The sequence below is a fragment of the Pseudomonas sp. S3_A03 genome (genome assembly GCF_054668275.1).
In genome coordinates this window covers 165,710-180,102 of the sequence record NZ_CP162753.1, presented here as the reverse complement: position 1 = coordinate 180,102, position 14,393 = coordinate 165,710, and the positions used below count along the sequence as shown (strand labels likewise).

At 58.9% G+C, this 14,393-nt stretch carries 10 protein-coding genes, 1 tRNA gene and 2 pseudogenes; 3 read left to right on the top strand and 10 right to left on the bottom strand.

Annotated elements, in window-relative coordinates:
• Positions 1-143: 143 nt before the first annotated feature.
• Positions 144-312, top strand: a pseudogene (locus AB4O25_RS00880) (DDE-type integrase/transposase/recombinase); the annotation flags it as partial.
• Positions 313-1,150: 838 nt separating this feature from the next.
• Here the strand turns inward: AB4O25_RS00880 and AB4O25_RS00875 are convergent.
• The 6 genes and pseudogenes from AB4O25_RS00875 to AB4O25_RS00850 all read right to left on the bottom strand — a co-directional run bounded on the left by AB4O25_RS00875 (position 1,151) and on the right by AB4O25_RS00850 (position 6,925).
• Complete coding sequence (locus AB4O25_RS00875; protein ID WP_058545051.1) at positions 1,151-2,992, bottom strand: tyrosine-type recombinase/integrase; 1,842 nt, start codon at positions 2,990-2,992, stop codon at positions 1,151-1,153.
• A 221-nt stretch (positions 2,993-3,213) separates the two neighbouring features.
• Positions 3,214-3,289: transfer RNA gene (locus AB4O25_RS00870), tRNA-Gly, on the bottom strand.
• Positions 3,290-3,349: 60 nt separating this feature from the next.
• The gene (gene pgsA / locus AB4O25_RS00865; RefSeq protein WP_017530524.1) at positions 3,350-3,910 is read right to left on the bottom strand and encodes a CDP-diacylglycerol--glycerol-3-phosphate 3-phosphatidyltransferase; all 561 of its coding nucleotides are present in this window, start codon (positions 3,908-3,910) and stop codon (positions 3,350-3,352) included.
• A 32-nt stretch (positions 3,911-3,942) separates the two neighbouring features.
• A pseudogene (uvrC, locus tag AB4O25_RS00860) lies at positions 3,943-5,765 on the bottom strand (excinuclease ABC subunit UvrC).
• Between the two features lies 1 nt (position 5,766).
• A complete protein-coding gene (gene gacA / locus AB4O25_RS00855) occupies positions 5,767-6,408 on the bottom strand; it encodes a response regulator transcription factor GacA (protein ID WP_017530522.1) in 642 nt (213 codons plus the stop codon).
• A 151-nt stretch (positions 6,409-6,559) separates the two neighbouring features.
• Positions 6,560-6,925 (bottom strand): helix-turn-helix domain-containing protein, encoded by a 366-nt coding sequence (locus AB4O25_RS00850; protein ID WP_017530521.1) that lies wholly within the window; start codon positions 6,923-6,925, stop codon positions 6,560-6,562.
• An 82-nt stretch (positions 6,926-7,007) separates the two neighbouring features.
• On the opposite strand from AB4O25_RS00850, the gene AB4O25_RS00845 reads away from it, so the two are divergent.
• On the top strand, positions 7,008-7,247 hold the full coding sequence (locus AB4O25_RS00845; protein WP_017530520.1) for a DNA-binding protein: 240 nt from the start codon (positions 7,008-7,010) through the stop codon (positions 7,245-7,247).
• Positions 7,248-7,282: 35 nt separating this feature from the next.
• Here AB4O25_RS00845 and AB4O25_RS00840 read toward each other — a convergent pair whose 3' ends face one another.
• Positions 7,283-7,714 carry a GNAT family N-acetyltransferase gene (locus AB4O25_RS00840; protein ID WP_017530519.1) on the bottom strand — a complete coding sequence of 144 codons (432 nt, stop codon included), beginning with the start codon at positions 7,712-7,714 and terminating at the stop codon, positions 7,283-7,285.
• The gene (locus tag AB4O25_RS00835) at positions 7,715-8,464 is read right to left on the bottom strand and encodes a carbon-nitrogen hydrolase family protein (RefSeq protein WP_460150276.1); all 750 of its coding nucleotides are present in this window, start codon (positions 8,462-8,464) and stop codon (positions 7,715-7,717) included.
• Between the two features lie 621 nt (positions 8,465-9,085).
• On the opposite strand from AB4O25_RS00835, the gene AB4O25_RS00830 reads away from it, so the two are divergent.
• Positions 9,086-10,156 carry a 3-deoxy-7-phosphoheptulonate synthase gene (locus tag AB4O25_RS00830; protein WP_065878637.1) on the top strand — a complete coding sequence of 357 codons (1,071 nt, stop codon included), beginning with the start codon at positions 9,086-9,088 and terminating at the stop codon, positions 10,154-10,156.
• Positions 10,157-10,226: 70 nt separating this feature from the next.
• Here AB4O25_RS00830 and AB4O25_RS00825 read toward each other — a convergent pair whose 3' ends face one another.
• Positions 10,227-10,649, bottom strand: a complete 423-nt coding sequence (locus tag AB4O25_RS00825) for an ANTAR domain-containing protein (protein WP_065878639.1) — start codon at positions 10,647-10,649, stop codon at positions 10,227-10,229.
• Between the two features lie 134 nt (positions 10,650-10,783).
• Positions 10,784-14,392 carry a transporter substrate-binding domain-containing protein gene (locus tag AB4O25_RS00820; protein ID WP_460150274.1) on the bottom strand — a complete coding sequence of 1,203 codons (3,609 nt, stop codon included), beginning with the start codon at positions 14,390-14,392 and terminating at the stop codon, positions 10,784-10,786.
• Position 14,393 lies beyond the last annotated feature (1 nt).

Here is a 14,393-nt window from a genome sequence, read left to right as displayed (position 1 = left end):
TTCAGCCAGTACAGAATCCTCAATTAACGTGATGTTTGGACCTGTACGCAAAGGGCAGCATATGAGATTCAGCAATCGGAATCTGGCGGCGTCAGTTGGCCTATTCCGAACATCTTGAATTGAGAGTTTGATATGTCGGCCCCCAAACAAGTTGTGGCGACATCACCATCTGGGCCGAGGGAAATGGCATTACCTAGCTGTCGTTCTGGATCTCTACCCACGCCGAATTGTGGGTAGGGCACTATCAAACAGCCGGGTGCGGATCTAGTCATCAAGGCGTTGGACATGGCTTGCGAGCAACGTTCTAGGCCTTAAGGGCTGCTGTTTGACTCAAATCAGGGCTGGCAATACGGCAGGCTGCCGCGCGCTCAGACTGAGAAAACTTAACATTATCTCCGGAATTAGTTGACCACTACACCCCATTTTTTTTGAGGTCCATTAGCCACCTTTGGCGTGATGCCATTCTGCTTTTTCCGGGCAACTCTCCACTCCCTCTCATTTGGGGGCTGACCCGAAAAAACAGGCAGCCCGACCCTTGTGTCGGTTTTTTATTGTGCGCTATCAACGCCCTATACGAGATCAACACAATTTCTAGGTCAGGTTTATACGTGTCGAGTCTGCATTATCCACCTCAACTATCCGCTCGACCGGATAGTGCTTTCCTGTAGCAAATATGAAGCGTGATTAGCTCAAAACGCAATGTTCAAGCGCTCGAAAAAGGCGGAAATTCCATTGAGAGCCAGTCGTTTTGTAGGGGTAAAAACGACAAAAAATAAAAAAGGGTCGCGAGATAAAATCTCGCAACCCTTTGAATTATATGGTCGGGACGGAGTGATTCGAACACTCGACCCCTAGCACCCCATACGTGGGATAGCTGAATTCCATGTTTATCCGCCAGCCGTACCTGCCGAACGCATAAAAAACCCGGCACGAGGCCGGGTGATTACCTGCCCCTCCGAAACGCAGCCCCCAAATGAGAGGGATGGAGAGCTGGCAAGAGAGTGCGGGAACGGGATACTGCCAAATGGTGCCTTCCTGCGCAATAGATTCCTCTAGCCGACCAGCTCCGAAACATCAGGCGACTTGTGTAGTCCCGCTAGATAGCCCCAAAGAAGCTGCGACATCCGTTATCACCGCACGAAACAGCTCCTCACCTTGGGCCCAGGGCACTGCAAACGATTCGTGCTGTCACGTCGAAATTCTCCAAAGTGAGCACATCGATTGGCGAACGCCCCTTCAGTCGCTCATGAGGCTCACAGACCGTCCGATAAAGCCTCCACCCATCGACATCCGGAAACCGCGCTAACGCAGCAAGTACCAACTTGTGCCGCAGTGGATCAAGCTGCCAATCTGGAATGCGCTGACCACGATTCCCCAGGCTCAGGGACAGCAGACGGCGAGCCTTGATATCACGGTTGATCTGATCTCGGGATTTGCCGGCCAATTTAGCGAAAACCAGTAACGGCAAATTACTAGCGGCCTCATAAATGGCAAGCATCTCGGCACGTTCTCGCTGGATGTCAGACACGTGAGATTGATGCGGCTTTTCAGTCGGGACCGGGTGAGGTACGACAGGCGACTGGTGCAACATAATAAGAGCTGGTTCGTCACTAACCGAAGCCTTGGGCACCGAGACGGTTGCCTTTGGAAAGGCTTCGTTATACTGAATGGGATTCGTGTTCACGTTTTCCAGCGACGGCAGCGAAGCGGCCCCCTCCAATCGGATGGTGAGCGGAGAGCTTGCCGCTTTCAGCTGGCCCTGCCCCCATAGATCCAGACGATTCGCCCAGTCCTGCATCATTGTCCGGCGCTGCTCGACATACTCCGCGTGATTGTAGGCCGCACTCACCTTGTCCGGATCAGCATGAGAAAGCTGAGCATCCACCCAAACCTTCGGATACCCGATCTCATTCAGCGCCGTCGAGATCGTCGCCCTCATGCCATGACCGGTGAGTTGATCGGCATACCCCATCCGACGTAACGCGCCATTCAGCGTATTCTCACTGATACGCTTGCTCAGGTCGCTTCGATGCGCAAACAAGTAGCGTTGCGCAGGGACCACCTGGTCCAGCAAGTGACGCACGATCTCCAGCGCCTGAACCGACAGCGGGACAATGTAGGGCGGTACATTTTGAATTTGCTTACCCGGCTTTCGCATCGCCAACTGGAGCTGTTTCACCACCTCCGCCGGTATGACCCACAAGCGCTTCTCCAGATCGAACTGGTCTGGTGTCGCCAGCCGCAATTCGCCCGTGCGGACACCGGTCAGCAACAACAACCGAAGGCCAAGCCGAGTTTGGTTGGCGCCACCGTAATTTCGAAGAGCAGCCATCAATGCCGGGAGCTCATCCATTCGGAGAAACGGATTGTGCGCTACAGGAGGTTTGGGAAGTGCGACCACATCAAGGTCTGAAGCCGGATTGTGTTCCAGCCCCTCGATCTTCACCAGCGCATAGCGGAACAATTGGTTGAACCAGGTCCGGCATTTTTCGGCGGTCGTTAAGGCTTTGCGCTGCTCGATCCTGCTCAGTAAATCCAGCAGATCGTGACGATTGATGTCGTAGATAGACCTCCCACCCAGTACGGGTAAGACGTCTTTGTTGAAGATTCGCAAGATCTGCGAGAGCGTGCTCTGGCGCCCTTCCTTCAGGCTTAGCCTGCGGAACTCCACCCACTGATTGAACACAGCATCGAAGGTGTGTTCCTTCGCAGCATGAACAGCAAGTCGCTGTTGTTTACGATGCTCGTAGGGGTTGATGCCTTGGGCAACTAAGGCGCGCGCCTCGTCACGTCGAGTGCGTGCTTCTTTGAGGGGGATTTGAGGGTAACAACCCAAGGACATGCGCTTCTGCTTGCCCGCCCAGTAATAACGGAAGAGCCAGACTTTTCCGCCTCTGGCCGTCACATTGAGCGTGAGACCATCACTGTCGCCGAGGGTGTAGTCATTACCGGTGATTCGGGCATGCCGAACTGTCATTTCTGAGAGTGCCATCGCGAGCTCCTGAACAGAGTCAGGGCCAGATGCTCATCTCGCTACACAATCTGCTCCAGCATTAAACCGATTCGGTGCTCGTCAGAATCCTGGACTCAATTCTGGACTTAAACGCACCGGATAGTGCTGGATTTCAGTGGTTCCCGCTGGAACGAAAAAGGGCCTAAAGGCCCTGATTTCAATCACTTACAGAATTCAGTGGAACTCTGTAGCGCAATATTTGGAGCGGGAAACGAGACTCGAACTCGCGACCCCGACCTTGGCAAGGTCGTGCTCTACCAACTGAGCTATTCCCGCTTGGTGATGCGCATTCTATAGAATCCAGCGCACCCGTCAAGCTCTTGATTCAAAAAAGTTTTATTTCTTTTCAACAGTGGTGCGCAGATGCGGCCAGGCGGCGCGCAGGTACTGGAGCATGGACCACAGGGTCAGGCCCGCAGCGACGAGCAGCAAGGCGTAGCCCAGCAGGACCCAGAAGGAGAAGTCAGACGGGTTGGCCAGCAGGATGACCAGCGCAAGCATTTGCGCGGCGGTTTTCCATTTACCCATGTTGGAGACGGCGACGTGGGCACGGGCGCCGATTTCGGCCATCCATTCGCGCAGGGCCGAGACGACGATCTCGCGGCCGATAATCACCGCAGCCGGCAGGGTCAGCCACAGGTTGCCGTGTTCCTGTACCAGCAGCACCAGGGCGACGGCCACCATGAGTTTATCGGCCACCGGATCGAGGAACGCGCCGAAGGGCGTGCTTTGCTCCAGGCGGCGGGCCAGGTAACCGTCAAGCCAGTCGGTGGCGGCCGCAAAGGCGAACACTGAACTGGAGGCCAGGTAGCTCCACTCGTACGGTAAATAGAACAGCAAAATAAAGATCGGGATGAGCAGGACGCGTAGAACGGTGATCAGATTAGGGATATTCATCGGCACAACTGGCTACGAGGTGGAAAGGCATTCTATTCGCTGTGCAGATTCGCATAAATCAACTCAGCAAGCTTTTTACTGATACCGGGTGCTTTGGCTATCTCGTCAATGCTGGCACGGGACAGCTCCTGCAAGCCACCAAAATGTTTAAGCAAGTCACGACGCCGTGTCGGGCCTACCCCCGCCACCCCTTCCAGGGTTGAGGTTCGCCGGGTTTTGCCGCGACGGGCACGGTGGCCGGTAATGGCGAAACGGTGGGCTTCGTCACGAATCTGTTGGATCAAATGCAGTGCCGGGGAGTCGCCCTTCAAAGTGAACTCATGGGCGGCATCATTCAAGTACAACGTCTCGAAACCAGCCTTGCGCGTGGCGCCCTTGGCCACGCCGAGCAGGATCAGGTCGGGCACCGCCAGTTCGTTGAGCACGTCACGGGCCATGGACAACTGGCCCTTGCCGCCATCCACCAGCAGGATATCCGGCAACTTGCCCTCGCCGTCCTTCAATTTGCTGAAGCGCCGCGTGAGTGCCTGATGCATGGCGGCGTAGTCATCGCCGGCGGTGACGCCTTCGATGTTGTAGCGCCGGTAGTCGGACTTGATCGGCCCTTCCGGCCCGAACACCACGCAGGAGGCTACGGTGGCCTCGCCGCTGGAATGGCTGATGTCGTAGCACTCCAGGCGCTGTGGCGGCTCGTCCAGGTTGAGCACTTCGGCAAGGGCATCAAAGCGTGCGGCGACGTGCTGTCGGTTGGCCAGGCGCGCGCTCAGGGCTTGCTCGGCGTTAGTGACGGCCAGTTGCTGCCAGCGGGCGCGGGTGCCACGCACGCGGTGGCTGATGTCCAATTCGCGGCCACGCAACTCGTGGATCGCTTCGATCAACGTGGGGAAGTCTTCATGCACCACGTTGACAATCAGCTCCGACGGCAGGTCGCGCTCGGGGCTGCTGACGTAGTACTGGCCGAGGAACGCGGCCATCACTTCAGCCACGTCTTCGTCGATACCGGTTTGCGGGAAGAAGTTCTTGCTGCCCAACACTCGCCCGCCGCGCACGCTGATCAGGTGCACACAGGCGCCACCTGGATTGACGAAGGCGGCGATCACGTCGACATCGCCGGTGCCGCCTTCCATGCTTTGCTGGTCCTGCACACGACGCAGTAGGGAGATCTGGTCGCGCAACTCAGCGGCCCGCTCGAAATCCAGGGTGCCGGCCGCCTCTTCCATGGCCGCGGAGAGCTCATCGGTCAGCGCATTGCTGCGTCCTTCGAGAAACATCACCGAATGGCGCACATCCTCGGCGTATTCCGCCGGCTCCACCAGGCCCACGCAAGGTGCCTTGCAGCGTTTGATCTGGTATTGCAGGCACGGCCGCGTGCGGTTCTTGTAGAAACTGTCTTCACACTGGCGCACAAAAAAGGTTTTTGCAACAGGCTCAGGCTTTCACGGATGGCCCCGGCGCTGGGATAAGGGCCAAAGTACTTGCCCTTCGCCTTCTTCGCACCACGGTGAATACTCAGCCGTGGGAAGTTGCCGTCGGATAAAAACACGTAGGGGTAGGATTTATCATCACGCAGCAGGATGTTGTAGGGCGGCCGCCACTCCTTGATCAGCGTCTGCTCAAGCAGTAGCGCTTCGGTTTCGTTGGCGGTGATGGTGGTTTCGACCTGAGCGATACGCGCCACCAGTGCGGCGGTTTTGGGCGCGAGACCGGTCTTGCGAAAGTAGCTCGCCAGGCGGTTTTTCAGGTTTTTGGCTTTGCCGACGTAAAGCAGGCGCGCCTCGCTGTCGAACATGCGGTACACGCCGGGGCGGCCACTGCAGGTTGAGAGGAAGGCACTCGGATCAAACGGCGTAGTCATGTCAGGCGCTGGCGTCCACCATGCCGTGGCGCACCGCGAGCAGGGTCAATTCAACATCACTGCTGATGGCGAGCTTCTCGAAAATGCGATAGCGGTAGGTGTTGACGGTCTTGGGCGACAGGCACAGCTTGTCGGAGATGGATTGGACTTTCTGGCAACCCACAATCATCAGGGCGATCTGGATTTCCCGCTCCGACAGCGCGTCGAATGGCGAGTCGCTGGTGGGTTGGAAAGACTTGATGGCCAATTGCTGGGCAATCTGCGGGCTGATATAGCGCTGGCCGGCGAACACCAGGCGAATGGCCTGCACCATCTCCGCCAAGCCTGCACCCTTGGTCAGGTAACCCGCAGCGCCCGCCTGTAGAAGACGGGTCGGGAACGGGTCTTCTTCGCACACGGTCACCACCACGACTTTGATATCCGGATGGCTGCGCAGCAATTTGGTCGTGGCACCAAGACCGCCGATCCCAGGCATCTTGACGTCCATTAACACCACATCGGGCTTCAACTCCCGGGCCTTGATCAGGGATTCCTCCCCCGACTCGGCCTGGCCGACTACTTGCAGGCCATCGATGTCAGCCAGCATTCGTGTAATGCCTGTACGAACGAGATCATGGTCATCGACTACTAGCACCCTAATCAAGCAGACACCTCGCGAAATGGTCTTATAGGTTGCTGAACACCTTAGCAAAAAACCAAGGCGCAGACCTAGCTGCAAGCGTCATATATATGGAGTTTGGGTAAGCGGCAGCCATCCGCCGGGAGGCAGACGGCTCAATTTGCTGGGCGAAGAGTCAGGAATCCTGGGCTTTCGGCTTGGCCTTTTCATTCACAGCAACGCAATGTTTGGCCAAGGTCGACGTCAGGCGACGGATCGCATCCTGGTCTTCCTTGAACATCGCACGGTAATCGCCGAGCACCTTTTCTTCGATCTGGCTCAGGTTTTCCAGTTGGATGGGCGTGGCCGTGCCGGTCAACACGTACAACACATCCACACCTCGTTCAGCGACGCGAGACAAATAGTCCGCTTTAGGCGCGCGCCCGCCACTTTCGTATTTCCCTTGTGCGTTGGCTTCAACGCCGCCGATCTCGCCGAAACTTTTTTGCGACAAGCCAAGTCGCTCTCTTTCTTGCCTCAAACGCGAACCGATTCCACTCATTTGGATGTATTATCCTGTCTGGCACACCCCAAGAGGTGACACACTCATCTCTTTATTAAACAAACTTGAACGGTTTTGAACTATGCCCGGAATCCGTACTGCCGCACAAGCCAAGGCCTGGCTGGAACATCAAGGAAAGTCAGTTCAAGCGTTCGCCCGTGAGCATGGCGTTGATCCGGCTACCACCTATCAAGTGCTCGCGGGGCGCAAAAAGGGACGGCGTGGAGAGGCCCATAAGGTCGCGGTCCTTCTGGGCATGAAAGAAGGGATCATCCTTGCTGAGGCTGATGGCCAAAACAATGATCAGGAAGTCGGCTCCTGAGAGCAGTATGCGCTTATTCGGCCTGTGCGCAGGGTTTAGCTTGAGCGGCAGACACGCTCCATTCGCCAGAAGTAGTCTTCTTCACCAACGTTACTGAACCCCATGCGCTCATAGAGCAGCTTCGCCGGGTTCGTCTTGAATACCGTCAGTCGCAACAGGCCAAGCGCCTGCGCCTTGAGCGCCATCTGCTGCAATACCCAGCTCCCTGCGCCACCCCCACGATACGCTTCGAGCATATGCAACTCGCGGATATACAGCGCGCGGCTGTCGCGGCTCAGGCTGACAAATCCCAAAACGACGTCGCCCCGGCAAATCAGCCAGTTTTCCCGACCGGCCCAGGCGGTATCGAAGCCATCGTTGGACCACCACAACCCGTACTCTACGTAGTAACGGGTCATGGCCTCGTGGGTCAGCGTTCGCGCAAAGGGCAGGTCCTGGTCCGTCGCAGCGCGTAGATAAAATGCCATTTACAGGGCGACCACTTCGCTGGCCCAACGCTCGCCATCGCGATGGGCGATCAGCAGCGCCTCACCCAGCCCTGGCACAGCGGCAAGCAAACCGCCATCGGTGCCCCAGATCGCACTGCGACCGGCACACGCCCAACCGCCCGACGGGCCGCCATGGTTGGCCATCAACACCAACAGGGCATGTTCAGCTGCATAGCCTCGGAGCAGCGCACTGTCCGTTGCGTACCCTCCCTCACTGATCAACACTCCGGCGGCATACACCGTAGCGCCCGCTTGCGCTGCAGCAAGCGGATGGCTGGCATGGGAAAAGTCTGCACACACTGCCAGTGCAACCTGCTCCCCCTCGAATTCAAGGGCCACACCGCCCTGCCCTGGGACAAACGCGGTCTCTTCGCCGTCGTGCAAATGCTGCTTGGTGTAGACCGCCAGGGAGCCATCCGCACCCAGTACCAGTGCAGCAATAAACACACCCGCCTCCGGCGCCAGTCGAATCGGCATCCCCACCACCGCCGTCAGTCGCAGTTCTTGCGCCATTTCGCGCAGGGGCGCCAGCACCCGGTCCTCTGGCGCAATCGCCAGTGCAGCGGCCAGCGCCGGCTCATAGCCTGTCAACGACAACTCCGGGAACACCAGCAGTTGCACACCCTCGGCCGCCGCCGCCCGCATACACGCCAAGTGGCGTTGGATATTGGCCCGCACATCGCCCGCAATGGAGATGGATTGAGCTGCAGCAACAGTGAAGGCAGTCATGGTCGCGTCCAAGCAATCGGTAACTAAGTATGACCAGCATATCGACACTCACCCCATAGCCGTAAGTCCCTTCACGCAATAGAAATTACTGATTGAATCTCCCCGCGTGCCTCTAGTAAGCTCCCCGCATCATTTGGAGACACACCATGTTGCAACTCACCCACACTCAGGTTTGCCCTGCCGCCAGCGCCCCGCGCTCGGTGTCGGCCAGCCGTGTGAACGGTTCGAGCGCAGCTGTCAGCTTTTATTTTGGGTATTGGTTTAGCCACTGGCGCGCCTGATACCTGAAATCGGCGCCCACCATTCAAGGGGTCGCCTGCCAGAGAAATCTAACCCCCGGTCGGCTCCCCGACCGGGGGTTTTGTTTTTCCAGGCCCCTGAACATTTTGTTTGATCAAGAACACTTAAAAGGACTCACGACATGAACTACGCCACCTATTACCGCTACGACACCTCCACTGCATGGCGATTTAGCCAGCTCCGCTCGGGACAGCCTGCCGCCTCCGATCGGTCACCTATTGGTGGCAAGCCAACACACCAGGCCAGTACGGCCAATTGTCGAACACCCCAGTAGGCCAAGCGCGCGGGAACAACCCGCCGCTTGCCCAGGAAGCCTTGAATATGAACTCGTCCATCGCCGCTCTGCCCGTTTCGAACCTGATCAGCGCCAATGAAGCCCTGACCCAGCGCCTGCCCAGCTCTCTTGAGCTCAAGCATCAGTTGCCCCTCAGCCCGTTCCTCAATGAACAGATCCACGCCCATCGCCAGGCCGTGCGCGCCATCCTCAAGGGTGAAGATTCACGCTTGCTGGTGATTGTCGGCCCGTGCTCGATCCACGACCCGGAATCGGCCATGGAATACGCTCGCAACCTGAAGAAACTGGCACTCGACGTCAGCGACCAGATGCTGCTGGTGATCCGCGCCTACGTCGAAAAACCGCGCACCACTATCGGCTGGAAAGGCCTGGCCTACGATCCGCACCTGGATGGCAGTGACGACATGGCCGCCGGCTTGACGCTGTCCCGCGAGCTCATGCGCGAAATGCTGCGCCTGGGCCTGCCGGTCGCCACCGAGCTGTTGCAGCCCATGGCCGCCGGCTACTTCGATGACCTGCTCAGTTGGGTCGCCATTGGCGCACGCACCACCGAATCGCAAATCCACCGCGAAATGGCCAGCGGCCTGGGCATGCCCGTGGGCTTCAAGAACGGCACCGACGGCGGCGTCTCAATCGCCTGTGACGCGATGCGCTCGGCGTCGCACCCGCACCGCCACTTCGGCGTCGACAGCCAGGGCCACCCGGCGATCATCCAGACCCCGGGCAACCCCGACACACATCTGGTGCTGCGCGGCGGTCACCGTGGGCCGAACTATGATGCAAAGAGCGTGGCGCAGATCAAGCAGGACCTGGCCACGTCCAAGGTCACGCCGCGGATCATGATCGACTGCAGCCATGCCAACAGCGGCAAAGACCCGTTGCGCCAACCGGCGGTGTTCAACGACGTGCTCGAACAACGCCTGCAAGGCGATACTTCGCTGATCGGCATGATGCTTGAGAGCCACCTGTTCGAAGGCTGCCAACCGTTGAGCCCCTCGATGAAATACGGCGTGTCGGTGACCGACGGCTGCCTGGGCTGGGCAGGTACCGAGCAGCTGTTGCGCAGTGCCGCCGAGCGCTTGCGGGCTCAGGGCTGATGGCCAGGGAAACCGAGCTTGAGCGCGGCCAGCGCTGGCTCAGCCCCAAGGCCATCGCACCGACGCGGGACTAAACCCCGGCCACGGGCCTGCGGGATAATTCCCGCAGCCACGGCAACACCCGCAGGCCCTTGGTGGCCTCGGGTGGGTCGATGATGTCCATGAAGTGTTCAAGGGTGACGTTGTCCGGCACGCCGGGCAGGCGTACCAGCACCGCCGGCGTTGCACCGGCAGGCTTGCCCAGGTCCAGATGGTCGTAGACCAGCACGTGGCGGACCTGGGGTTGCGGCTCACAGGCATTGACCGCCAAGCCCGCATTGATGATCAGCACATCAAAACGCTCAGCGGGGATGGCGGTGAGTATCTGGACTTCTTCAAAGGTTTGTACCGGGACAATCCGGTGGTACCCCAACTGGTTGAGCATTTTTTCGATGTGCAGTCGTTGCAGGTGCTGTTCATCGGCAATCAGGATAGACAGTGCTTTGTTCGGCATGGCAAACCCCTGGGCTGGCAGCGCTCGTCAGTAAGAGCCGATCATTTTCCAGACATATCCCGCAGACAAAATCAGCGATGTTCCCCCTTCGCGTAGGACTTATCCCAAAATCGCCAAATGGCTATCTACTGCCGTCAAGCCCGATTGCATTGCCGAAGCAGGCTGTGATGCACCTGCGCAATGGCCACGCCCAACGCCTCAACCGAAACGCCCAACGCCTCGGCATCCCGCCGTTCACATACACCCTCCAAGGCCTCGCAGCAAACCACCAGCCCCTCGGCCTTAACCATGCGCGCGCCGCCTTTTACCCGATGGGCCAAGTCATGCAGCTTGGCAAAGCTCACCGGGTTTTGCAGGGTCGGCAACAACGCGCCGTCCTCTTCCAGGCTGGCGAGCAAGGGCACCAGCAATTCGTCGAGCGCGGCCGTGTCCTCCCCGGTCAGCGCAATCAGCAGGCTTAAATCAATGACCGATTCAGCGGTGGCCGTGGCGGTCGTGCGCGATGCCAAGGCCAAGCGCAAGTCCTCAAGCCCGGTCGGTTTGAACAGACAGCCATCCATGCCCGCCTGGCGGCAGCGCTCAGCCTCCTCTGACTGGGCGTTGGCGGTAAAGCCCAGCAACAGGCAAGGAATCAGGCCGCGCTTGCGCTCTTGCGCGCGAATATCACGCGCCAACGCATAACCGTCCTTGAGGGGCATATTGCAATCGGTGATCACCCCATCAAACTGCCCGGCCTGCCACAGGGCAAGCCCTTGAATGCCGTCCTGCGCCGTGACGATGCGATGCCCCAGGAAACTCAATTGCCGCTCCAGCAACAGGCGGTTGGCGGGGTAGTCATCGACCACCAGGATGCTTAACGCACGAGCCGGCGGAAGAGACGGAACGGTCATGGCCGCCGGCGTTGCCGTGGTCAGCGCCAATGCCAACATCAGATCCACCCGCGTGCCCTTGCCCAGCACGCTGCTCAGGTGCAACTGGCCACCCATCATCTCGCACAGGTTGCGACTGATCACCAAACCAAGGCCTGAGCCGCTGCGCGCCGATTGTTCATTGTTGCTGCCCTGGATAAACGGATTGAACAAACGCTGCTGATCTTCAGCGCTTATGCCCATCCCGGTGTCTTCCACCCAGACCCGCAGGCTCAGATGGTCGTCGGACAATGCCGGTACGCCCTGGGCGCGCAGGCGTATCTGGCCGGTGGCGGTGAACTTGATCGCATTACCCAGCACATTGAAAATCACTTGTTTAAAGCGCAGCGGGTCGATCAACACCAGGCGGTCGATCAAGGGGTCCAATTCCACTTGCAGGACCAGCCCCTTGTCCCGCGCCAGCCCCTCGAACACTCGCGCCACCGAGGCCAGCAGCTCATGCACATTGGCCGCCTCCAGGCTCAGGGACAAGTGGCCGGATTCGATCCGCGCAATGTCGAGAATATCGCCGATCAACTCCAGCATGCTCCGGGACGCCACCGACGCCACCTCCAGCGCATCGCGGTCTGCGCGCCCTTGCTCGGCATTTTTCAGGGCCAGCTCAATCATGCCGATCACCGCGTTCATGGGCGTGCGGATCTCGTGGCTCATGGTCGCCAGGAAGGTCGTCTTGGCACGGTTTGCGGCGTCGGCCTCCTCCTTGGCCTCCTGCAACTGGCCCAACAAGCGCTGGCGCTCACTCACGTCCACCCAGCCGGCGATCATGCCCACCACTTTCTCGTCGCCATCGCGGTACGGCAACATCCACTGATAAATAGTCAGCACATCGCCATTAGGCACTTTGAGAATGCGGTCATGAATCTGCGGCTCGCCCTGTTCCATCAGACGCAAGTAGTCGGCATGGAACGACCGGGCCTGGGGCGGGTTGCCGGTATCGGTTTGCACCACGGTCTTGCCGATGACGTCTTCTAACTTGAAACCAAAGACGTCCAGGTAAGCGTTGTTGCAAGCCATCAATCGGCCCAGGCGATCACGCACGTAAATCGGGTGGGGCGTGCCGTCGATCAGCACGCTCATAAAGCGCATCTGGTCGCTCAAGGCCCGTTCGGCCTGGGCGCGCTTGCGGATCAGGTTACGCAGGTAAAGCACCCAGCCCAGGGTGATCAGCAGCAACAGTGCGGCCAAGCCAAAGCCCTGGATAATAACGTTGCGGTGACGCGTCCAGTAGCTGTCCTCGATGAGGATCTCGCTGCGCCAATGGTTGGTCAGTTCGTCCATCTCTTCGGGCGTTATGCTCAACAGTGCTTTGTCGAGGATCGAGTACAACTCCAATTGGCCGCGGTTGACACCAAACGCAATCCGCGCAGGCTCCGTACCCACCGTGCTGGTGATGCGCAGGCGGTCCCGATAGTTACGCGTAATCATGTAGCGTGCGCTGATCAGCGACAACAGCGCGGCCTCGGCCCGCCCTTTGGCAACCGACTCCAGGGCCTGCTCAGGATTCTCGACGTCGACAAACCCGATGTCTGGATAATCCCGGGCGATCTGCGCGGCAAGGCTATTGCTGCGAATGAGCGAAAGCCGTTTGCCAGCCATGTCTTCCAGGGTGATCAGGCGGTCATTGTCGGCACGCACCACCAGAACGTAGGGGTTGGACAGGTAAGGCCGGGTAAAGCGCATCTTGTCGGCACGCTCGACGCTCGGCGTGATCGCCGCCACCATATCTACCCGGCCGGCGTCCACATCATCCAGTTGCCGAGGCAGTGAACTGCCGCGTACCACCTCGAACTTCAACCCGGTGCGCAAGCTGATCTGCGACAGTACTTCGGCGCTCAGCCCTTCGAATTGCTCTTGTTCATTGAAGTACGACAGCGGTACCAATTTATCGAGCACAGCCACCCTCACCCAGGGGTGCTTCTCCAGCCAGCGCTGTTCGCTGTTACTCAAGCGCAGCCGCCCGGCCTCCAGGAAACCACTGCTGCCGGCGCTCCAGCGACGCAGGATTTCCATCTGTTGGTTGACCGGCACCACCGCCAGTGCGGCATTGAAAATATTCAACAGACGCGCATCGCCCTTGGCGAACGCGAAACCGAAGGGGTTGACCTCCAGCGCGGAAAAATCCGCCATGCGCACGTTGTTCAAATAGTTCTTGTTGATCAGGTAGCGAGTGCTGATGGCGTCGCCCAGGTAGACATCCGCCTGGCCGAATGCAACGGAGCCGATGGCTTCGAAGGTCGAGCCAAACAACTGCAACCGCGCTTTGGGATAAAACGCCTGGACAGTATTGGGCTGCATGTAGTGGTAGAGCATCGCAACGCGCTTGCCCGAAAGATCAGCTTTCAGCGCGTGATTTTCGCCGGCGCGGGTCACTAAGACGGGCTGATCGTTGGCGTAGGAGCGCGACAGCAGCAATTGCGGATCGGCTGCCTCATAACCGTTGGACGACCCCACGAAATCCACGGCACCGGTCTTGAGGGCTTCGATGACTTCGTCACGGGTATCGTATCGGCGCACCTCAATCGTGACATTCAGCGCCTGCCCGATCAGCGCGGCGTAATCGGCGGTAATGCCTTCCAGCTCGTTGCTGTTGCTCAGGTCAAAGGGCGCATAATCGGGCGCCGACACGCCCATCGACAGCGTGCGGCGCTGGCGTAGCCAACGCCAGTCAGCTTCGTCCAGCGTCAATGAAGGGTTTGCCAGGGTGGAATGCCCCAGCAGGCGCAGGCTCTGTGGTTCATCAAGGGCCACCGCCGCACCGGGCAACAGCCCCAGCAGCACGATGGCCATGCATTTCAGCCGCCGCGAAGTGGCCATT

What these genes read in the sequence shown, in the direction of transcription:
- AB4O25_RS00875 (WP_058545051.1), bottom strand. Translation starts at nt 2,992, where the DNA reads ATGGCACTCTCAGAAATGACAGTTCGGCATGCCCGAATCACCGGTAAT.
- pgsA (WP_017530524.1), bottom strand. Translation starts at nt 3,910, where the DNA reads ATGAATATCCCTAATCTGATCACCGTTCTACGCGTCCTGCTCATCCCG.
- AB4O25_RS00850 (WP_017530521.1), bottom strand. Translation starts at nt 6,925, where the DNA reads ATGAGTGGAATCGGTTCGCGTTTGAGGCAAGAAAGAGAGCGACTTGGC.
- AB4O25_RS00845 (WP_017530520.1), top strand. Translation starts at nt 7,008, where the DNA reads ATGCCCGGAATCCGTACTGCCGCACAAGCCAAGGCCTGGCTGGAACAT.
- AB4O25_RS00840 (WP_017530519.1), bottom strand. Translation starts at nt 7,714, where the DNA reads ATGGCATTTTATCTACGCGCTGCGACGGACCAGGACCTGCCCTTTGCG.
- AB4O25_RS00835 (WP_460150276.1), bottom strand. Translation starts at nt 8,464, where the DNA reads ATGACTGCCTTCACTGTTGCTGCAGCTCAATCCATCTCCATTGCGGGC.
- AB4O25_RS00830 (WP_065878637.1), top strand. Translation starts at nt 9,086, where the DNA reads ATGAACTCGTCCATCGCCGCTCTGCCCGTTTCGAACCTGATCAGCGCC.
- AB4O25_RS00825 (WP_065878639.1), bottom strand. Translation starts at nt 10,649, where the DNA reads ATGCCGAACAAAGCACTGTCTATCCTGATTGCCGATGAACAGCACCTG.
- AB4O25_RS00820 (WP_460150274.1), bottom strand. Translation starts at nt 14,392, where the DNA reads ATGGCCACTTCGCGGCGGCTGAAATGCATGGCCATCGTGCTGCTGGGG.